The following is a 20,251-nucleotide window of genomic DNA, read 5'->3' on the forward strand; positions in this document are numbered from 1 at the left end:
ATACAGATAAAAAGCAAGGCCCCGCATCGGCGGGGCCTCGCATCGTATGCTCGGGCGGCGGTCTCAGTCGTTGTCCCAGGAGCCGTCGGAATAGCCGTCGCGGTAGCCGGACAGATAGCCGTCGCCATAGTTGCCGTCGTCCGCGTCATACTCATAGACGCGGTGACCACGATAGACGACCCGCGGCGGCGGATAGTCCTCGTAGCTGTCGACATAGGTCGGCGCGGAACGGGCGGTTGCCGCAGACCCGATCAGGGCTCCGATCGCCAGACCGCCGACGACGCCGGCGGCGACCGCCGCTCCGCGATTTCCGCCGGCGTTGGCCGGCGTGGCGATCGTGCCCGCGATGGTCGAGGCCCCGATCATGAGCGCGCAAATTCGTTTCATTGGGTTCTCCTTGCGATCGGCTCAGCCGTCGTTGCGGGAGACTCGTGGCTGCGGCTTACAGCATCATTACAAACGGCGCAGCGAGAGTGTGAGCGCGAGCGTGACGCCAGGTCCATCATGGCAGGCCGTTCGGACGTGTGGGGCTGGGACACAAACCGAACGGCCCACTCACTGGACTCCGACGACGTTCGAAGCCATGCGGCGCCAGCTCATGATGGAAGGTGCCGCAGGCGGGACGGAGCCGACCTGATCTGGTCGGGCTTCAAGGCTGCGACGCCGCTCCAATGTCTTTCCGATCGGGCATCACATCGAGAGACGGCGAGCATTGGCTCATCATGACCCGCTGTCGATGGCGAAACCGATGTGATGTCGGTCGTAAGGACGCTTCGGAGTTAGCGTCACGCGCCTTACCGCAGGATTACAGTCCGACGCAGACGATCCGGGCATCTCATCAGTGCATGACCGGGAACAATTCCCGCGCGTTTGAACAGCCGGCTTCGACGTGATGGACGACGACGAGCCAGGCAGCGCGCTACTGCCCTTCACACGCCAACTGTTTCGCCTGCGCAGCGGCGATGTCGTTCCGTTTGAGCTACAGCGTCGGAAGCATCGACGTCCGCCGCATGCGCGCCCAGGAAATTGCGCAATTCCGCCGACGTGCGCGTGACAAGCCGAGCGTTGCACAGTTCGCCCAGTTCCGTGCGACGCGAAAGGAAATCGGCAGGCGTCGCGCTTGAATTGTTGTGTGGCTCCGTCGCCATCTGCTAGGGAGTGCGGCATCGCGCGATCAGCCGGTTGGGAGAGTGGGTGTCTCTGACACGCGAACGAATCGAAGAGCTGGCGCCTGATCAGGCCTCACTCGCCGCAGCGCTGAAGCTGGTGAAGCCGGCGAACTGGCCGGTGCTCGCCGCGAGCAGCGATGCCGAGGTGCTGTGGGGCGAATGCCAGGGCTCCGGCGCGACACCGTATCGCGTGGTCACGGCAGCCGAAGGCAGCGGCTACAAATGCACCTGCCCCAGCCGCAAGTTTCCCTGCAAACATGTGCTGGCGGTGCTGTGGCTGCGGGTCGACAAGCCGGAGCGGTTCGAGACCACCAGCCCGCCGCAATGGGTCGACGACTGGAGCGCGCGGCGGCGCGGCTCGAGCGGCCGCGCGCCGGGCAAGCCGAAGCCGGAGGGCGATGATGCGGGCGCGCCGCCTTCGCTCGATGCTGCGCTGGCAGAGACCGCGACGATTGCTCCCGCCGATCCAAAGGCTGCCGCGCGCGCCGAGGCGCAACGCCAGCGCATCAGGGCCGAGCGCGAGGCCGCGATCCTCGCCGGGCTCGACGAACTGGAGCGCTGGATCGCGGATCAGCTCAACCAGGGGCTTGCCGATTTCGCTACCCGCGCCGCATCCGCCGCGCGCACGCTGTCGACACGGCTGGTCGATGCCAAGGCCGGCGGCCTCGCTGCGCGGCTCGATCAGCTCTCGTCCGAACTGTTTCGTGTCCGCGAGGATCGCCGCGCCGATCTCGCCATCGAGCAGCTCGGCACGATGACCTTGATCGCCTCGGCCTACCGGCATCAGGACCGCCTGCCGGCGCCGCTGCGCGAGGATGTCCGACGCGCGGTCGGCTGGTCGCCGCGCCGCGAGGAGCTGCTGGCGGACGCCGCGGCGCCGCGCGCAAGCAGCGTGTGGATCGTTGCCGCCAACCTGTCCGAGGTGCAGCCGGACAAGCTGCGCAGGCTCGAGACATGGCTCGTCAACACTGGCGATGACCTCAGCCAGCCGCGCGCCGCGGTGCTGGTCGATTTCGTGCCGGTGTCCGGCGGCGGCGCCGGATTTCCGTTCGCGCCCGGGGAGACCATCGACGGCGAGGTCGTGTTCTATCCGTCCGCCGCGCCGTTGCGCGGGCTGCTGGCGAGCCGCAAGACGGCGGCGACCGCGACCTGGCCGCGGCCGCTGCCGGGGCTCGCACCAGCGCTGCAGGACTACACCGCGCGGCTCGCCGCCCTGCCGTGGCTCGATCGCTGGCCGCTGCTGCTTGCGGGCGTCACGCTCCACACCGCCGGCAAGGGCGCGCTCGCCATCACCGACAAGGCCGGAGATGCGATCGCGGTGGAACGCAGCCAGTTCGACCAGCTGACCCCGCTGCTCGGCCTCGACGACCTGTCGCTGCTGTGTCTGTGGGACGGCCGCGTTGCGCAGGTGCTCGCCGCCGAAACGGCGCTCGGCCGCTGGCATCAAGAGGGCTGACGATGGCGAGCGCAATCGATCCCCAGAGCCATGCCCGCCTGCGCCAATCCTTCCTGCTTGGCCTGGCGCGGCAGCCCTTGACGACCCCGCCTGCGATCGCCGAGCTGTTGCCGCAAGGACGCGAGCCGGCGCTGCCGCTGCTGGCGCTGGCGGCGCAATGGCAGCGCTTTGCCGGCGCGACGGCGCCTGTCGCCGATCCCCTGGCGGATGCCGCCCTGCGGCTGCACCAGGACGCGCGGCCCATCCTGCCCGAACCGGCGCGGCGCGCGCTCAAGGCCTTGACGCGCAGCGTCGAGAAGTCGCTCGCGCCGAGCGCGTTGCCGCTCGCGCTGCGCCGGATCCAGGCCGCGGGCTGCCGGCCGCATCCGTTCGATTTGCCGGATCTCGTGCCGCACATCAAGGCCAACGCCGAGGACCAGGGCCTCGCCGAGCGCGCCTATCTGGCGCTGATCGCCTCCGACGCCGATGACGATGCGACGAAGGGCCTGTTCTTCGAACGCATCACCCTGGAGAACTGGACCACCTTCCCAAAGGCGCAGCGCCGCGCCTTCGTCGCGGAGCAGCGCCGCAACAATCCTGCCGACGGCCGCGCGCTGATCGAATCGGTGTGGAAGAGCGAGCCCGCGCCGGTCCGCGCTGCGCTGCTCGATGCGCTGATGGTCGGCCTCGGCCCCGACGACCAGCCGTTTCTGGAGAGCCTGAGTGCCGATCGCGCCGACAGCATCAAGCAGATCGCCGCACAGCTCCTCACGCGCATCGCCGAACGCGCCCAGCGCGGCACCCGGCTGACCGAGGCCGCGCAGTGCTTCCAGCGCGCGGGCTCGTTCCTCGCCAAGATCGGCCTCGGCTCGGCATCGACAGTGACCTTCAAGCTGCCGGCCGACGGCCTGAAATGGCAGGAGGCCGAGGCGTTGCGCGAGCGGCTGTTCGGCGGACTGCAACTGACCGCTCTCGCCGGGGCGGTCGGCGTGTCGCCCGAGGCGCTGATCGCCGCACTGCCGCCATCCGAGCACCGCGTGCTCATGCTGTTGACGGATGCCGCCGCAGCCGAGGGCGACGACAACACCGTGCTGCGCATCATCGGCGCGCGCCTCTGCGGCGGCGACGCGCTGCACGGATATGCGCTGATGTCGCTCGCGGCGAAGGCACGCCAGCCGCTCGCAGCGGAGGTCGCCGAACGCGTGCTTGGGTCGCAAGTCTGGCAGAAGGCGATCCAGGACCTCGCCGACGCGACGACGCCGGCGGCGCAGAAGGACGACGGCCGGCTGGTGCTCATGGCTGCGCTGATGCCGCGCGCGACGATGCCCACCTTCATCGCCACGCTCACGCCGCTGTCCCCCGCCACCGCGCGGGCGGCCAAGGATTTCGCCGACCTCGTTCTCGCGTTGCCGACGTAACGCGCAATCAAAATGTCCGGGAGCACACCCATGACAAATGCCGATGCGAGCCCGACCGACGGCCAGTTGCGCCGCTCCGCGGAAGCATTGCATGCCCACGAGCTCGAGGCGCTGGCGCAAGAGGACACGCGGGCGCGGCCGGCACAGTGGCGGCTGTCGCCGCAGGCGGTCGTGACCTATCTGATGGGCGGCCGCACCAAATCAGGGGTCGAGATCACGCCGAAATATATCGGCAACCGCCGGCTGATCGAGACCGCCGTGGCGACGCTCGCGACCGATCGCGCGCTGCTGATCCTGGGCGTGCCCGGCACCGCGAAATCGTGGGTCTCCGAACATCTCGCCGCCGCGATCTCCGGCTCGTCCGAGCTGATCGTGCAATGCACGGCCGGCACCGACGAGAACCAGATCCGCTACGGCTGGAACTACGCGTTGCTGCTCGCCAAGGGCCCGTCGCGCGAAGCCATGGTGGCGACGCCCCTGATGCGCGCGATGGAGGCGGGACGTATCGTGCGCTTCGAGGAGCTGACGCGCATGCCGTCGGACGTGCAGGACACGCTGATCACGGTGCTGTCGGAGAAGCTGATGCCGATCGCGGAGATCAACGACGCCGTGCACGCCCGGCGCGGCTTCAACATGATCGCGACGGCGAATGCGCGCGACAAGGGCGTCAATGAATTGTCCTCGGCGCTGAAGCGGCGCTTCAATGTCGTGGTGCTGCCGCTGCCCGCCGACCTGGATGAGGAGGTGAAGATCGTCACCAAGCGGGTCGGCGAGATCGGCGGCGGGCTGGAGCTGCCGACAATCGCGCCGGCCGACCAGGAGATCATGCGCATCGTCACGGTGTTCCGCGAGCTGCGCGACGGCCAGACGCTCGACGGCCGGCTCAAGCTGAAGTCGCCGTCCGGCTCGCTCTCGACGGCGGAGGCCATCGCGGTGACGATCGGCGCCTGGGCGGAGGCCGGCCATTTCGGCTCCGGCGTGATCGATGCGCAGAGCATGGCCGCCAACCTGGTCGGCGCGATCGTCAAGGACCCGGTGCAGGACAAGGTCGTGCTGCAGGAATATCTTGAAACAGTGGTGCGCGAGCGCAAGCCCTGGGCCGATCTCTACGGCGCTATGCGCGAAGTGATGTGACGTGGCCGCAGCTTCGCCCGATCGCCTGCACCTCCTGGGCATCCGGCATCACGGGCCGGGCTCGGCGCGCGCCGTGCTGGCGGCGCTCGACGCCGCCGATCCCGCGGTCGTGCTGGTCGAGGGACCGCCGGATGCCGATGAGCTGATCTCCTTCGCCGCCTCGCCGGCGATGGTGCCGCCCATCGCCTTGCTGGTGCATGCGCAGGACGATGCGAGCAACGCCAGCTTCTTTCCGTTCGCGGTGTTCTCGCCGGAATGGCAGGCGATCCGCTGGGCGCTGGCGAAGCAGCGACCGGTCCGCTTCATCGATCTGCCGGCATCGCATCGGCTGGCCGAACGGGCCAAGGCGGCGAAGCCGGAGAGCGATGAAGGCAAGGCCACGCCGGAGGACGCCAACGCGGCTGCGCAGGAGCAGCCCGAGGCCACCGATCCGGAGCTGGCACAGATCCGGCGCGATCCGCTGGCCTATCTCGCGACGCTCGCCGGCTATGACGACAGCGAGTCCTGGTGGAACGCGATCGTCGAGCAGGGCACGCATGGACCGGAGATCTTTGCGGCGCTGGAAGCTGCCATCGCGGCGTTGCGCGAGACGATCGATCCCCTGCCCTATCAGCCGGCGGATGAAGCCCAGCGCGAGCTGCGCCGCGAAGCGCACATGCGCCTCGAAATCGCGGCGGCGCTGAGCGCGCAGGACGGCACGGTAGCCGTCGTCTGCGGCGCCTGGCACGTGCCGGCGCTGCGCAAGAAGGTCGCGCTGAAGGACGATCGCGCGCTGCTGAAGGGGCTGCCGCAGATCAAGGTCACCGCGACCTGGGTGCCGTGGACGGAGACACGCCTCGCCGCTTCGTCCGGCTATGGCGCCGGCGTGATCTCGCCCGGCTGGTACGCGCATCTGTGGCAGGGACTGCAACACGGCCAGGCCGCCGCGCTCGACGCCACCGACTTCACGACGCGCTGGCAGGCGCGGGTTGCGGAGCTGCTGCGGCGGAACGGCCGTCCGGCATCGACGGCGTCCGTCATCGAAGCGTCCCGGCTCGCGATCACGCTGGCCGCGTTGCGCGACGTCGCCTTGCCGGGACTGGCCGAGATGCGCGAGGCGAGCCTTGCCACGCTGTGCGAGGGCGAGACGGCTCCGTTCCGCCTGATCGAGCAGCAGCTCATCATCGGTCAACGGGTCGGCGAGATCGACGACAGCGTGCCGCAGATGCCGCTCGCCGCCGATCTCGCGCGCTGGCAGCGCAAGCTGAAGCTGAAGCCGGAGGCACTCGACAGCGACATCGCGCTCGACCTGCGCAGCGAGGCGGGGCTCGCCAAGTCGCAGCTCCTGCATCGCCTCGCCCTGATCCAGCTGCCGTGGGGACGGTTGCAGGGATCCGGACAGAGCCGCGGCACCTTCCGCGAGAACTGGCGGCTGCGCTGGGAGCCGGAATTCTCGGTTCGTCTGGTCGAGGCGCTAGTGCACGGCACGACCGTCGCGCAGGCCGCAGGCAACGCCGCCGTCACCCACGCGCAGGCGGCGACCTCGTTGAACACCGTCGCGGACATCGTGCGCGGCTGTCTCGAAGCGGGTCTGAGCGAGGCGGCCGAGACGACGATCGCGCTGCTGCAGCAGCGCTCGGCTGCGACCAGCGACGTTGCCGACCTCACCGAGGCCGTGCCGCCGCTCGCCGAGATCCTGCGCTACGGCACCGCGCGGGCGCTGCCGACCGAGGCGCTGCGCCTGCTGGTGACCGGCCTCGTCGAGGCGATCTGTGCCGGCCTCGTCTATGCCTGCCGCAACCTGCAGGCCGACGTCGCCGCCGATCTGCGTGGCAGGCTGGCGCGGCTCGACGTCGCGATCGGGCTGATCGAGGATCGCGGCCTGCGCGACGGCTGGAGCCGCGCGCTGCTGCATGTCGCCGCCGATGCGGCAGCGCATCCGCTGGTGAAGGGCCTGGCGGGCCGCCTGCTGTACGATCAGGGCATCGTCTCACCGGAGCAGGCCGCGCTGGCACTGTCGCGCGCGCTGTCCCACAGCGTGCCGACCCTGGAGGCCGGCGACTGGCTCGACGGGTTTCTCGGCCAGAGCGGCCAGGTGCTGCTGCACGACCAGATGCTGCGCCGGATCATCGACGGCTGGCTGGCTGCGATCGACGACGAGGCGTTCAACAACCTGCTGCCGGTGATGCGCCGTGCCTTCGCGAGCTTCGACCGCAACGAGCGGCGGCGCCTGCTCGACGAGCTGGCCAGGCAGCGGCCGCTGGCCGTCGCTTCAACTTCAGATGCGAGTCCGCTGCAGCCGCTCGCAGCGCTGTCGGCCAGCGCTGCCGGCTTCGATGCGGCTCTGCCCTTGCTGTTGACCATCCTGGGCGCCGACCGGCCGATCAAGGAGGCTAATCGATGAGCGACGACGCTGCTGCCGAGCGCAACCGCCGCTGGCGCCTCGTGCTCGGCGGCGACGACCAGGCCGGCCTGTCCGATCGCGATCGGCGGCTCGATGCGGCGCTGGCCGGACTCTATGACGCCGGCTCCGGCGGCAAGCGCGGCGGGGGCCGACGTGGCGGCCTCGGCGGCTCGGCGCCGCGCGTGGCGAGCTGGCTCGGCGACATCAGGGAGTTCTTTCCCGCGCCGGTCGTGCAGGTGATCCAGAAGGACGCGTTCGAGCGGCTCGGCCTGAAGGAGATGCTGCTGCAGCCGGAGTTCCTCGCCGCCCTCGAAGCCGACGTGCATCTCGTCGCCGACCTGATGGCGCTGCGCGCGGTGATGCCGGAGAAGACCAAGGCGACGGCGCGCCAGGTCGTCGCCAAGGTGGTGAAGGAGCTGATGGACAAGCTCGACGCCCGCACCACCGAGACGATCCGGGGCGCGGTTGACCGCCGCCGCCGCACCCGCCGGCCGCGCGCCGGCGACATCGACTGGCCGCGCACGATCGGCAGGAATCTGCGCCACTGGCAGGCCGAGCATCGCACCATCGTGCCGGAGACATTGATCGGGCACGCGCGCGCCGCGCGCCGGACCAATCTGGAGGAGGTGATCCTCTGCGTCGACCAGTCAGGCTCGATGGGCACCTCCGTCGTCTACTCCTCGATCTTCGCCGCGGTGCTGGCCTCGATCCCGGCGATCGCGATGAAGCTCGTGGTGTTCGACACCAACATCATCGACCTCACCGAGGAGCTGGCCGATCCGGTCGAGGTGCTGTTCTCGGTGCAGCTCGGCGGCGGCACCGACATCAATCAGGCGCTGGCCTATTGCGAGCGCCTGGTCCGCGAGCCGGCGCGGACGCACATGGTGCTGATCAGCGATCTCATCGAGGGCGGCATCGCCGAGCAGATGCTGGCCCGCGCCAAGGCGCTGGTCTCGTCGGGCGTGAACCTGATCGTGCTGCTGGCGCTCAACGACGACGGCCGTCCGGCCTATGACGGCAAGCATGCCGCAATCCTGGCCTCGCTCGGCTGCCCGGTGTTCGCCTGCACGCCGCACCAGTTTCCGGAGTTGATGGCAACCGCGCTGAAGCGCCAGGACATCTGGTCGTGGGCCGCAGCACAGGACATCAAGCTGGTGCGGCCGGAGGACGGCGTCTCGGGCGTGTGAATGAAGCGCCTGGTTCTCATCTGCATCCTGCAACTCGGGCGCTATGCGGTCCTGCCCGTGGTCGGTTTGGCCGGCGGATTGCTGGTCATCTGGCTGATGCTCCTCGACGACTCCACGAGGATTGCGCTCTCGGCCTGCCACACGGCATCATGCCGGCCATGAACGACGCAGCACAGCGCGCCCACCGCGGCATCGGCCATTCGACCAATCTCGTCGGGCGTCCCTCCGCGTGGCTGGCGAGCTGTGCCTTCAACGACAGCGCGGTGCCGCTGCACATCTGGGGCGTCACGGAGATGAACCCCAGCCTGTTCACGATGCTCGACCAGGCCGAACATCTCGCCGAAGCCGGCGAAGCCTTCACCACCTACATGATGGCGATGTTCGGCCTCGATCCTGAGCAACGCGCCACGACGTCCGGCGGCCAGCGGCGTTTCCGCTCGTCCTTCCTGCGGCTGATCCAGGGCTGGGGCTTCGACAGCAACGGCCCGGAAGGCGCCGTGCTCAAGGGCTGGGTCGAGAGCCGGTTCGGCCTCGGTCCGTCCTACCACAAGGAGATCATCGAACGCGTGGCAAGCCGGGCCTGGACGACCTATGTCCAAGAGAAGATGTCGAGCCGCTTCCACAACAATGCAATCTGGGTGCAACTCGATCTGCTGTTCGAATTCTGCCAATGGGCGATCCGCCGCTTCGCCTTTCCGGACGAGACGCATCTGACGCTGCATCGCGGCGTCAATTCGTTCGACGAGCATTGGATCGTGGAGCAAACGACACGGCGCGAGGCGGTGGTCCGGCTCAACAACCTCGTCTCGTTCTCCTCCGACCGCGACACTGCGGGCTGCTTCGGCGATATGATTCTCACCGCGAGGATTCCCGTCAGCAAGATCGTGTTCTTCAACGGCCTGCTGTCGTCACATGCGCTGAAGGGCGAAGGCGAATACCTCGTGATCGGCGGCGACTACCGCGTGAGCGTCGACTATGTGTGAGTAGGCTCCGCATGACGCGCCTGATGTCGACGAGCGCGCGAGGAGACGAGCCGTGACGACGCGCGCTGGAGACCGCCCCGGTGTGGCGTGACGTCTCCCTGACGATGTTCCTGAGCGCGCTGATTGCGCTGACGATCTGGATTGTCCTGCCGCCGCGCCGCAAGGCGAAGCGACAATCGGTGCCATTCGATCCCTCGCGAGGGTACCAAGTCTACACCCGGGAGTTCGACGTCGAGATCAGCGCCGAGGAGCTCGACGGTTTCCTGGCCGCGCTCGGCGATCCAGATCGAAGCTGGTCGAAGCGCTATCCCGAGGTGGATCCAACGCCGTTGTTCGCGCTCGAAAATGAGTTGGCCGCGCGAGCCGCGACGGACGGCGAGCCGCCTGCGTCGGGCGAGGCAGACGATACCTTGGTGACGCTACTGATCGATCATTCCGGATCGATGCGCGGAGCTCCCATTCTGTTCGCGGCCCGCGCCGCGCTGGTCGCCTCCGATCTGCTGAAGCGCATCGGCGCCAAACACGAGGTGCTCGGCTTCACCACCGCCCGCTGGAAGGGCGGCCGGAGCCGGGAGAAATGGCTGAAGGACGGGCGGCCGCCTTATCCAGGGCGGCTGAACGACCTGTTGCATATCGTCTATTGCAGCGCCGACGAGACATTGACCGCGCGACACGCCGCGGCGATGCTGATCCCAGGACTTCTCAAGGAAAACATCGACGGCGAAGCCATCGCCTGGGCGTCCGCGCGCCTGCGACAACGCGCGGAGCGGTACAAATATTTGATCGTGCTGTCCGACGGCGCGCCGATGGACGACTCCACGCTGATGGAGAACGGCGAGCGCTATCTTCATCATCACCTGCCCGAGCAGATCCGCCGGATCGAGGCTGCAGGTGACATTCGGATCGCGGCGATCGGAATCGGCCACCCCGTCGACCGCTACTACGGCAGCGGAGTGATGATCGGCTCTCCCGAGGAGTTGGAGAGCACGGTGGTGGCTCGCATCGAGCGACTGTTGGCAAGTGTCTGAGACGTTCGCACGCGCCTCTGCAAACGGCTCAATCGTTCTTCGCCAGCACCTCGCGCAGCGCGTCCGTCAGCCGCGCAAGCTCCGTCTCCGAGCCGATCGTGATGCGCAGATAGTTCGCGATCCGCGGGGCGGTGAAATGGCGGACGAGCACTGCGCGCTGGCGCAAGGCTGCGGACAGCGCCTGGCCGGAATGGTCCGGATGCCGGGCGAAGACGAAATTGGCGCTGGACGGCAGCACCTCGAAGCCGAGACGAACCAGCGCAGCGGTGAGGTCGGCGCGGTTCTTCATGATGACCGAGCGCGCCTGCTGGAAGTGCGCCTCGTCCTCGATCGCGGCGATCGCGCCGGCCTGGGCGGGCCGGCCGAGCGGGTAGGAGTTGAAGCTGTCCTTGACCCGCGTCAGGCCCTCGATCAGCGCGGCATCGCCGATCGCGTAGCCGACGCGGAGTCCTGCGAGCGCGCGCGATTTCGACATCGTCTGCACCACCAGCAGGTTGGGGTAGTCACGGATCAAGGGAATCGCGGTCTCGGCGCCGAAATCGACATAGGCCTCGTCGATGACGACGGCCGCGTCGCGGCGCGCCGCCGCGAGTCGCGCGATCTCGGCGCTCGGCAGCGCGATGCCCGTCGGTGCGTTCGGATTGGCGATGATCACCGGGCCGGGGCGACCGACATAATCGTCGATACGCACGCGCATCTCGGCATTGAGCGGAACGGTCGTGTAGTCGATGCCGAGCAGGCGACAATACACGGGATAGAAGCTGTAGGTCACGTCGGGGAACAGCAGCGGCGCGGGTTGCTTCAGGAGCGCCGCGAAGGTGTGCGCGAGCACCTCGTCCGAGCCGTTGCCGACGAACACCTGCTCCGGTGAGACCTTGTGATAGGCCGCGAGCGCATCGCGCAGCTGCGTTGCCTGCGGATCCGGATAGAGCCGCAAGGTGTCGGCAGCGGCCGCCCGTATGGCCTCGATCGCCTTGGGCGAGGGCCCGAACGGGCTCTCATTGGTGTTGAGCTTGACCAAGCCCGGGATCTGCGGCTGCTCGCCGGGCACATAGGGCGACAGCCCATGAACGAGCTCTGACCAGAAGCGACTCACGATTGTTCTCCTGCGCACCCGAGTCCCGCCGATCGACGCATCGATCGGAAGCGATGGACGTGCGAACTGAACGTGGTGTGGATCATCGGCAAATGGCGCGCCCGGAACGATTCGAACGTCCGACCCTCAGATTCGTAGTCTGATGCTCTATCCAGCTGAGCTACGGGCGCGTTTTTCGCATTTGGCAGGCTCCGGGCCAGGGGCCGGATCCCGGAAGGCCGGAGCGGCAAACGCCGGCAGGCCTCGCGAAGGGCCTCTGACTAACGGCTCGGAGACCGCTTGGCAAGGCTGGAGCGGGACATTTTGCGACCATTTTTCCGCAGACGCGCCGGCGCGGTTCGGCATGGCCGGAGCGGACGGGCTTCGTTCCGACACAACGGGAGTTCCGGGCTCGACGCCTGCGGCATCGCCCGCCGGAATGGCAGGTGGGCCGGTCCGGTTCAGGCGCTGGCGCGCTCGGTCCAGAAGGTCTGCAGCTCGACAGGGCGGTCAGGGATCGTGATTCGGAAGGTGGCCCCCAGGGTCCCTTCGACCAGTTGGATGTCGCCATCATGGGCCCGGACCAATTCGGCCGCGATCGCAAGGCCCAGCCCCGAGCCGCCCGGACGACCGGCACCGCGGAAGGCCTCGAACAGGTGCTCTCGCACCTTCGCCGGGACACCGGGACCCGTGTCCGAGACCTCCAGGATCGCCACCCCGCCCTCGCGGCGGCCAGTGATGCGGATCTGGCGCACGCCGGCATCCGCCGCGAGACTGTCCAGGGCCTGGGCGGCATTGCGCACCAGGTTGAGCAGCACGCGGAACAACTGGTCGGGATCGGCATCGATCTTCAGCCCGCGCTCGATCGCCGCGATCCAGGTGATCGAGGCATCCGGCGACAGGCCGGCGGTCTCCCGCACCTCCGCGACGACGGGCTCGACCACCACCATGCGGCGGTCCGGCGCCGGCTCCTGCACCTTGCCGTAGGACAAGGTCGACTGGCAGAACGCGATGGCGCGCTCCAGCGAGCGCATCAGCTTCGGCGCGAAGCGCTGCACCCGCGGATCGGGCACGCTGGCGAGCTGGTCCGACAGCAGCTGCGACGAGGCCAGGAGGTTGCGCAGGTCGTGGTTGATCTTGGACACGGCGAGGCCGAGCGCGGCGAGCCGGCTCTTCTGATGCAGCATCGAGACGAGGTCGCGCTGCATGTCGGCGAGCTCGCGCTCGGCGACGCCGATCTCGTCGGAACGCTGGCTCGGCACGATGATTCGCGCCACGCTCTCCGGATTTTCGTGGAAGCCGACGAGGCTCGCGGTGAGGCGCCGCATCGGCCGCACGAACAGGAAATGCAGAGCAAGATAGACCAGCGCCGCGGTCAGCACCGCCAGCAGCAGCGACACGCCGAGCAGGTTGCGCGAGAACCGGTACATCGCCTTGCGCAGCGGCTTCTCGTCGGTGACCACCTCGATGAACTGGGCCCGGCCCGGCGCCGGCCCGATCACCCGCATGGTGTGATCGCCGGTCTCCGTCATCATCGTCAGCGAATTCACGATCGACGACCACGCCGTCATGTCGCGCATGTCGAAGTCGTGGTCGATCGAGGCGGGCAGGTCGGCGCTCGCGAGCAGACGGCGCTGCTGGCCCATCTTGATGGCGACGCCGCGCGCGTTGATGGAGGTGAGGATCTGCCGCGCCAGCGAATCCGGCACCATGCCGGACGGTGCGGCGTCGAGCACCAGCGCAGCGGTATTGGCGGCCGCCAGGCGGTCGTTGAGCCGGTTGGTCCAGAAATTGGCGATCGCCGGCACGTAGATCAGCACTTCCGCGATCATCACCAGCGGAATGGTCAACAGCAGCAGCTTTCCAGACAAGCCGAGCCGGCGCGACCGTTTCGGTCGCAGACGCTCCAGGATTGGCTGGTTGTCGCTCTCGGTCACGTATCGCCCTTGTAAGAGACACCCCCACCCTTACGGGACCGCAAGATGGGACTGCACCGGAGTCCGGTCAAATTACGGATCGCTCATGTTCCGGTTTCCAAATCGTTCATAATGGAACCCAAAACTGCACGATCTCTGACATCTTCAACCCCGCCGCGCCGAGGCTATTCTTGCCTTCGTCTTGTGCGCAGGGTCTTGCGTTCTCGTCCTGCCTCGTGTCGTTCGCGACGCCGCGGCTGGTGACGAAGGTCTTTACGAGATCTCGGCGTCGTCGATCCCTGCACCGCCTATGACGCCTTGCCGCGATTGACGAAGGCGGGACGCTCCCTTATAAGCCGCGCCAACCGTCCGCGATGACCCGGCTCGCCCGGGAGCGGCTCGATTTCAGGGCCGGCAGCGGTCCATTTCGGGCCCGGAAGCATCACCGGACATCAATCGACATTTCAAGCAGGCAAGTTGTCAACTGGCAAATTGCCCGTCAGCGGAGAACGACCCGTGAAGCGGACTTATCAACCCAGCAAACTGGTGCGCAAGCGCCGTCACGGCTTCCGCGCCCGTCTCGCCACCACCGGCGGCCGCAAGGTCCTTGCCGCGCGTCGCGCCCGGGGCCGCAAGCGTCTCAGCGCCTGAAGCCAGGGCGTCTGTCCCGGAGATTTCCATCATGGATCGGCTACGGCAGCGGGCGGACTTCCTCGCCGTTGCCGATGGCGTGCGGGCGAACAGCCCTGCCTTCGTGGTCCAGCGCCGGGAACGGCCGGACCAGGGCCCGGTCCGGATCGGCTTTACCGTCACCAAGAAGAATGGCACCGCCACGGAGCGTAATCGCATCCGTCGGCGGTTGCGCGAGCTTGTGAAACGGCTCGATCCCTTGTCGATGCGGCCGCACAGTGACTACGTGCTGGTCGGCCGGCGGGATGCCCTGTCACGCGATTTCCAGACCATGCTCGCCGACCTCCAGGCGACGCTCCGCCGCCTCGACCGGCCGCAGGCCAAGCCGCAGCCGCGCAAGTTGAACCAGCAGAACGCTTCCGCTCCGGACGCGCATTCCCGCAAACCGGATTGAACGACGAGACGATAAGAAAACGATGACCGACAATCGCAACACCATCCTCGCCGTCATTCTATCCGGCCTCGTGCTGATCCTGTGGCAGGTCTTCTACAACGGCCCGCAGATGGAGAAGCAGCGCGCGCAGGCGCAGATGCAGGCCGAGCTCGCCAAGAAGCAGGCGCCGGCAACCCAGCCCGACAGCGCCGCGCCGTCAGCCACCCCGCAGCCGGGCGCGACCGCGACCGGCAGCCCGAGCGCGCCGGGCGGCGCCGTGACCAGCACCGGCGTGCTGCCGCGCGACACCGCCATCGCCGCCACGCCGCGCGTCAAGATCGACACGCCGCGGCTGACCGGCAGCATCTCGCTCAAGGGCGCGCGGATCGACGATCTGGCCTTCGTGCAGTACCGCGAGACGGTCGATCCGAAATCGCCGGCGATCGTGCTGTTCTCGCCGTCCAACACCGCCGAACCCTATTACGCCGAGTTCGGCTGGGTGAACGCCGCCGGCGCCAAGGTGCAGGTGCCCGACCAGAACACGGTCTGGCAGCAGGACGGCTCGAATGCGCTGACGCCGTCGACCCCGGTGAAGCTGACCACCACCAACGGCGACGGCCTGACTTTCCAGCGCACCATTTCCGTCGACGACCACTATCTCTTCACCATCAAGGATGACGTCACCAATGCCGGCAACGCGCCGGTGACGCTGTATCCCTACGGCCTGATCTCGCGCCACGGCACGCCGCACGTGTCCGGCTACTACATCCTGCACGAAGGCCTGATCGGCTATCTCGGCGAGAAGGGCCTGCAGGAATTCACCTACAAGAAGATGGACGACGAGAAGGCGGCGAAGTTCGACGTCACCAATGGCTGGCTCGGCATCACCGACAAATATTGGGCGGCGGCGCTGCTGCCGATGACGGATGCCCGCCTGCAGGCGAACTATTCGTCGAAGCTGGTCGACAACCAGCATCGCTACCAGACGGACTATGTCGAGACCCCGCAGACGGTGCCGGCCGGCGGCTCGACCAGCGTCTCCACGCGGCTGTTCGCCGGCGCCAAGGAGGCCGGCGTCGTCGGCATCAACTTCCCGATCGGCGGCCTCGGCGGCTACAACCAGAAGCTCGGGCTGAACCATTTCGATCTCCTGATCGACTGGGGCTGGTTCTACTTCCTGACCAAGCCGATGTTCCTGGCGCTCGACTTCTTCTTCCGTTTCTTCGGCAATTTCGGCATCTCGATCCTGCTGGTGACGGTGCTGGTGAAGCTCCTGTTCTTCCCGCTCGCCAACAAGTCCTACGCCTCGATGGCCAAGATGAAGGCGATCCAGCCGCAGCTCCAGGCGCTCAAGGAGCGCTATCCGGACGACCGGATGAAGCAGCAGCAGGAGATGATGGAGATCTACAAGAAGGAGAAGATCAACCCGGTCGCCGGCTGTCTGCCGGTCGTGCTGCAGATCCCGGTGTTCTTCTCGCTCTACAAGGTGCTGTTCGTCACCATCGAGATGCGACACGCGCCGTTCTATGGCTGGATCAAGGACCTCTCGTCGCCGGATCCGACCAATCTGTTCACGCTGTTCGGGCTCCTGCATTTCGATCCGACCCAGCTGCCGCTGTTCGGGCATTACCTCGCGCTCGGCATCTGGCCGATCATCATGGGCATCACGATGTGGTTCCAGATGAAGCTGAACCCCACGCCGCCCGATCCGACCCAGGCGATGATCTTCAACTGGATGCCGCTGATCTTCACCTTCATGCTCGCAGGCTTCCCGGCCGGTCTCGTGATCTACTGGGCATGGAACAACACGCTGTCGGTGCTGCAGCAGGGCTTCATCATGCGCCGCAACGGCGTCAAGGTGGAGCTGTTCGACAACATCCGCGGCACGTTCCGAAGAAAAGCGGCGTGACGACCAAGGCGGTGTGAGCCGCTGACGCAACGAACCATCTACCGTGATGGCCGGGCTTGTCCCGGCCATCCACGTTTTGATATCCCGCGCAATGGGCGTGGATGCCCGGGCCTTCGCCGCGCCGAAGGGGCTTCGGCCCCGCAGGCGGGTCAAGCCCGGGCATGACGAAGAGCGAAGGCTTGTCATGACCACCAGCGCCGATGCAGACGACCGCCTAATCGAGAAAGGCCGCAAGCTGTTTGCGCAGGCGTGGCGCTTCACGCACGCATCGCCGTCGATCGAAAGCCTACCGCCGATGGGGGCGATCGAGGTCGCCTTCGCCGGCCGCTCCAATGTCGGCAAGTCCAGCCTGATCAACGCGCTGACCGGCCAGAACGCGCTGGCGCGCACCTCGCATACGCCGGGCCGCACCCAGGAGCTGATCTTCTTCGAGGGGCCCGAGCATGCGCCGCTGCGGCTGGTCGACATGCCCGGCTATGGCTATGCCGCCGCGGCGAAGACCAAGGTCGCGTCCTGGACCGAGCTGATCCACAAATTCCTGCTCGGCCGCGCCTCGCTCGCCCGCGTCTATGTGCTGATCGATGCCCGTCATGGGCTGAAGGAAGTCGATCAGGAGATCCTCAAGACGCTGGACCGGTCCGCCGTCAGCTATCAGCTCGTCCTGACCAAGGCCGATCAGATCAAGCCGGCCGAGCTCGCAAGCCGGATCGCCGAGACCGAGGCCGCGCTCGCCAAGCATCCGGCGGCGTTCCCGCAGGTGCTGGCGACGTCGTCACGATCCGGCACCGGCATGCCGGAGCTGCGCGCCGCCATGGTGCGGCTGCTGGAAGAGCGGAGCACATGATGACGCCGTGGCGAATCCTGGTCGCAATGGCCGGGCTGATGGGCGCCGCCGGCGTCGCGCTGGCGGCCAAGGCCGCGCACGATCCCGATGCATCCCGGCTCGCGACCGCCTCGACCATGCTGCTGTTCCATGCCTGCGCCCTGCTCGGCACCATCGCGCTGGCCGAACGCGGCGTCGTCGCGAGGCGCATCGGCCTGGCCACGGCGATCGGCTTCGTGCTCGGCCCAGCCCTGTTCGCGGGCGACCTCCTGATGCGCCAGTTCACCGGCGACCGGCTGTTTCCGTTCGCAGCACCGATCGGCGGCAGCCTGCAGATCGCGAGCTGGCTCGCACTCGCGGTCTGCGCGCTGTGGCCGCGGCGGGCCTGATCCGGCGCTTTGCGCCGCGGGCTCCAATCGGCTAGAACGCGGCGCGACGCCCCTGACAGCCGAGACCTCCCAGACATGACCGACGCGACCACCATCAGCCCGCTCGATCAGGCCCGCATCCTGTCCGAAGCACTCCCGCACATGCAGGAGTATGACGACGAAACCATCGTCATCAAATATGGCGGCCACGCCATGGGTGACGAGGACACCGCGAAGGCGTTTGCGCGCGACATCGTGCTGCTCGAGCAGACCGCGATCAACCCGGTGGTGGTGCATGGCGGCGGGCCGCAGATCGCGACCATGCTCAAGCGCCTCGGCATCGTCTCGGAATTCGCGGCCGGCCTGCGCATCACCGATGCCGCGACCATCGAGATCGTCGAGATGGTGCTGGCCGGCTCGATCAACAAGCAGCTGGTCGGTTACATCAACGAGGCTGGCGGCAAGGCCGTCGGGCTGTGCGGCAAGGACGGCAACATGGTGCGCGCCGTCAAGGCGACCCGCACCATGGTCGATCCCGACAGCCACATCGAGAAGGTGGTCGATCTCGGCTTCGTCGGCGAGCCGGACAAGGTCGATCTCACGCTGCTGAACCAGCTGATCGGCTACGAGCTGATCCCGGTGCTGGCGCCGCTCGCGACCTCGAAGGAGGGCCAGACCTTCAACGTCAATGCCGACACCTTCGCCGGCGCCGTCGCCGGCGCGCTGAAGGCCAAGCGGCTGCTGCTGCTGACCGACGTGCCCGGCGTGCTCGACAAGTCGAAGAAGCTGATCCCGGAAATCTCGATCAAGGACGCGCGCAAGCTGATCGCCGACGGCACCATCTCCGGCGGTATGATCCCCAAGGTCGAGACCTGCATCTACGCGCTCGAGCAGGGCGTGCAGGGCGTCGTCATCCTCGACGGCAAGGTGTCGCACGCGGTGCTGCTCGAGCTGTTCACCAACCAGGGCACGGGCACGCTGATCCACAAGTGATGGATACGGCCGCCACCACATTAAAGGTCGTCATGCCCGGGCTTGACCCGCCTGCGCGGCCGAAGCCGCTTCGGCGCGGCGAAGGCCCGGGCATCCACGCCTTACTCTCTGGTGCTCGCAAAAAGATGGATGGCCGGGTCAAGCCCGGCCATGACGGCGGAGAGGGTGGACGAGCGAAGTCCATCCTGGCGCGCGCTTTACTTGCCCTAACGGTCCTCCTTCCGCTCCTCGCCTTCACCACCCCTGCCCGCGCCGACCTCAAGCTCTGCAATCGCATGAGCTACGTTGTGGAGGCCGCAATCGGCATCGACGAGAAGGCGGCGACCGCGACGCGCGGTTGGTTCCGGCTCGATCCGGCGACCTGCCGCGTGGTGCTGCAGGGGACGCTGACCGCCGACCGCATTCTCTTGCATGCGCGTGCGCTCAGCCTCTACGGCGCGTCGCCGCTCGCCGAGAACGGCAACGACCAGCTGTGCGTGGCGCCTGACAATTTCGTCATCGCCGCCGCCCGGCAGTGCCGCACCGGGCAGACGCCGGCGGCCTTCACACAGGTCACGCCGAGCAAGACCGATGACGGCACCCTGATCGCCTATCTCGCCGAGAGCGCCGAATATGACGACGAGCAGGCGCGGCTCGCCGGCATCCAGCGGCTGCTCGGCATCGCCGGCTATGACGCCTCACCGATCGACGGCGTCGACGGACCGAAGACGCAGGCCGCGCTCGCGGCGTTCCTGAAAAGCCGCGGCTTGTCTTCTGATGTCGTGTCGCAGCCGAGCTTCTTCGCCACGATGGTCGATGCGGTGCAGACACCATCCCCGGTGGGACTGACCTGGTGCAACGACACACCGCACAAGGTCATGGCGGCGGTCGGCACCGACGACGGCCGCACCGTGGTGAGCCGCGGCTGGTACCGGATCGATGCCGGCAAGTGCCTGCATCCCGACATCACCGGACAGCCGAAGAAGGTCTACAGCTTCGCCGAGGCGGTCGACGATGAGAACCGCACCATCAAGCTGAAGAACAAGCCGCTGAACTGGGGCGGCCTGGTGCAGCTCTGCACCCGCGAGAACAAGTTCGAGACCTCCGAGCAGGGCGACTGCCCGAGCCGCGGCTTCGCGGCCACCGGCTTCACTTCGGTCGACATCACCCGCGGCGGCAAGACGCTGCGGTTTGCGTTGCCGTGATGGACGCATCGATGAGTCCCGGGATACCGCAACAAATTCCGCCGTCATCCCGGCGAACGCCGGGATCCATAGCCACCGGCCGTGGTTTGGGCCGCCAGCGTCAGCCATCCTGCCTCAAGACAGATCACGCGGTATGGGTCCCGGCGTTCGCCGGGACGACAGCGGAATATGCCGCGCCACTGT

Annotated in this window: 18 protein-coding genes and 1 tRNA gene; 15 read left to right on the forward strand and 4 right to left on the reverse strand. The window is 67.5% G+C overall.

Going from position 1 to position 20,251, the window contains the following annotated elements; genetic code table 11:
- Positions 1–63: 63 nt before the first annotated feature.
- The gene (locus ACQR1D_RS26420) at positions 64–387 is read right to left on the reverse strand and encodes a hypothetical protein (protein WP_434838502.1); all 324 of its coding nucleotides are present in this window, start codon (positions 385–387) and stop codon (positions 64–66) included.
- A gap of 807 nt (positions 388–1,194) precedes the next feature.
- Here ACQR1D_RS26420 and ACQR1D_RS26425 point away from each other — a divergent pair.
- The 8 genes from ACQR1D_RS26425 to ACQR1D_RS26460 all read left to right on the forward strand — a co-directional run bounded on the left by ACQR1D_RS26425 (position 1,195) and on the right by ACQR1D_RS26460 (position 10,737).
- Positions 1,195–2,625 (forward strand): SWIM zinc finger family protein, encoded by a 1,431-nt coding sequence (locus tag ACQR1D_RS26425; protein WP_434838501.1) that lies wholly within the window; start codon positions 1,195–1,197, stop codon positions 2,623–2,625.
- 2 nt (positions 2,626–2,627) lie between these two features.
- A complete protein-coding gene (locus ACQR1D_RS26430; protein ID WP_434838500.1) occupies positions 2,628–4,022 on the forward strand; it encodes a DUF5691 domain-containing protein in 1,395 nt (464 codons plus the stop codon).
- Between the two features lie 30 nt (positions 4,023–4,052).
- Positions 4,053–5,156, forward strand: a complete 1,104-nt coding sequence (locus ACQR1D_RS26435) for an ATP-binding protein (RefSeq protein WP_434838499.1) — start codon at positions 4,053–4,055, stop codon at positions 5,154–5,156.
- Between the two features lies 1 nt (position 5,157).
- The gene (locus ACQR1D_RS26440) at positions 5,158–7,539 is read left to right on the forward strand and encodes a DUF5682 family protein (RefSeq protein ID WP_434838498.1); all 2,382 of its coding nucleotides are present in this window, start codon (positions 5,158–5,160) and stop codon (positions 7,537–7,539) included.
- On the forward strand, positions 7,536–8,726 hold the full coding sequence (locus ACQR1D_RS26445; RefSeq protein ID WP_434838497.1) for a vWA domain-containing protein: 1,191 nt from the start codon (positions 7,536–7,538) through the stop codon (positions 8,724–8,726). Before ACQR1D_RS26440 ends, ACQR1D_RS26445 begins: the two co-directional genes overlap by 4 nt.
- Positions 8,727–8,888: a hypothetical protein gene (locus ACQR1D_RS26450; protein WP_315800467.1), complete on the forward strand. Its 162-nt coding sequence runs from the start codon at positions 8,727–8,729 to the stop codon at positions 8,886–8,888.
- Positions 8,885–9,709, forward strand: a complete 825-nt coding sequence (locus ACQR1D_RS26455; RefSeq protein WP_410051421.1) for an NAD(+)--dinitrogen-reductase ADP-D-ribosyltransferase — start codon at positions 8,885–8,887, stop codon at positions 9,707–9,709. Before ACQR1D_RS26450 ends, ACQR1D_RS26455 begins: the two co-directional genes overlap by 4 nt.
- 104 nt (positions 9,710–9,813) lie before the next feature.
- On the forward strand, positions 9,814–10,737 hold the full coding sequence (locus tag ACQR1D_RS26460; RefSeq protein ID WP_434838496.1) for a cobaltochelatase CobT-related protein: 924 nt from the start codon (positions 9,814–9,816) through the stop codon (positions 10,735–10,737).
- 28 nt (positions 10,738–10,765) lie between these two features.
- Here the strand turns inward: ACQR1D_RS26460 and hisC are convergent, their stop codons facing one another.
- From hisC to ACQR1D_RS26475, 3 genes are all read right to left on the reverse strand, one after another.
- Positions 10,766–11,833 (reverse strand): histidinol-phosphate transaminase, encoded by a 1,068-nt coding sequence (hisC, locus tag ACQR1D_RS26465; RefSeq protein WP_434838495.1) that lies wholly within the window; start codon positions 11,831–11,833, stop codon positions 10,766–10,768.
- A gap of 93 nt (positions 11,834–11,926) precedes the next feature.
- A tRNA-Arg gene (locus tag ACQR1D_RS26470) sits at positions 11,927–12,003 on the reverse strand.
- Between the two features lie 270 nt (positions 12,004–12,273).
- Positions 12,274–13,749, reverse strand: coding sequence for a sensor histidine kinase (locus ACQR1D_RS26475; protein ID WP_315715364.1), 1,476 nt, complete (start codon positions 13,747–13,749; stop codon positions 12,274–12,276).
- Positions 13,750–14,244: 495 nt separating this feature from the next.
- Here ACQR1D_RS26475 and rpmH point away from each other — a divergent pair, with 495 nt between their 5' ends.
- The 7 genes from rpmH (at position 14,245) to ACQR1D_RS26510 (ending at position 20,068) form a co-directional block, all read left to right on the forward strand.
- Entirely contained in the window at positions 14,245–14,379 is a 135-nt protein-coding gene (gene rpmH, locus ACQR1D_RS26480) for a 50S ribosomal protein L34 (RefSeq protein ID WP_006609582.1), read from the forward strand.
- Between the two features lie 31 nt (positions 14,380–14,410).
- On the forward strand, positions 14,411–14,812 hold the full coding sequence (gene rnpA, locus ACQR1D_RS26485; RefSeq protein WP_315800470.1) for a ribonuclease P protein component: 402 nt from the start codon (positions 14,411–14,413) through the stop codon (positions 14,810–14,812).
- 22 nt (positions 14,813–14,834) lie between these two features.
- Positions 14,835–16,700, forward strand: coding sequence for a membrane protein insertase YidC (gene yidC, locus ACQR1D_RS26490; protein ID WP_434894163.1), 1,866 nt, complete (start codon positions 14,835–14,837; stop codon positions 16,698–16,700).
- A gap of 184 nt (positions 16,701–16,884) precedes the next feature.
- Positions 16,885–17,544: a ribosome biogenesis GTP-binding protein YihA/YsxC gene (yihA, locus tag ACQR1D_RS26495; RefSeq protein WP_315800472.1), complete on the forward strand. Its 660-nt coding sequence runs from the start codon at positions 16,885–16,887 to the stop codon at positions 17,542–17,544.
- A complete protein-coding gene (locus ACQR1D_RS26500; protein WP_316183285.1) occupies positions 17,541–17,912 on the forward strand; it encodes a DUF423 domain-containing protein in 372 nt (123 codons plus the stop codon). The genes yihA and ACQR1D_RS26500 overlap by 4 nt, the downstream gene beginning before the upstream one ends.
- 75 nt (positions 17,913–17,987) lie before the next feature.
- Positions 17,988–18,884, forward strand: coding sequence for an acetylglutamate kinase (gene argB, locus ACQR1D_RS26505; protein ID WP_315800474.1), 897 nt, complete (start codon positions 17,988–17,990; stop codon positions 18,882–18,884).
- A gap of 125 nt (positions 18,885–19,009) precedes the next feature.
- Complete coding sequence (locus ACQR1D_RS26510) at positions 19,010–20,068, forward strand: DUF1036 domain-containing protein (RefSeq protein WP_316239487.1); 1,059 nt, start codon at positions 19,010–19,012, stop codon at positions 20,066–20,068.
- The last annotated feature ends 183 nt before the right edge of the window (positions 20,069–20,251 follow it).

Source organism: Bradyrhizobium sp. HKCCYLRH2047, assembly GCF_051168175.1.
Taxonomy (GTDB): domain Bacteria; phylum Pseudomonadota; class Alphaproteobacteria; order Rhizobiales; family Xanthobacteraceae; genus Bradyrhizobium.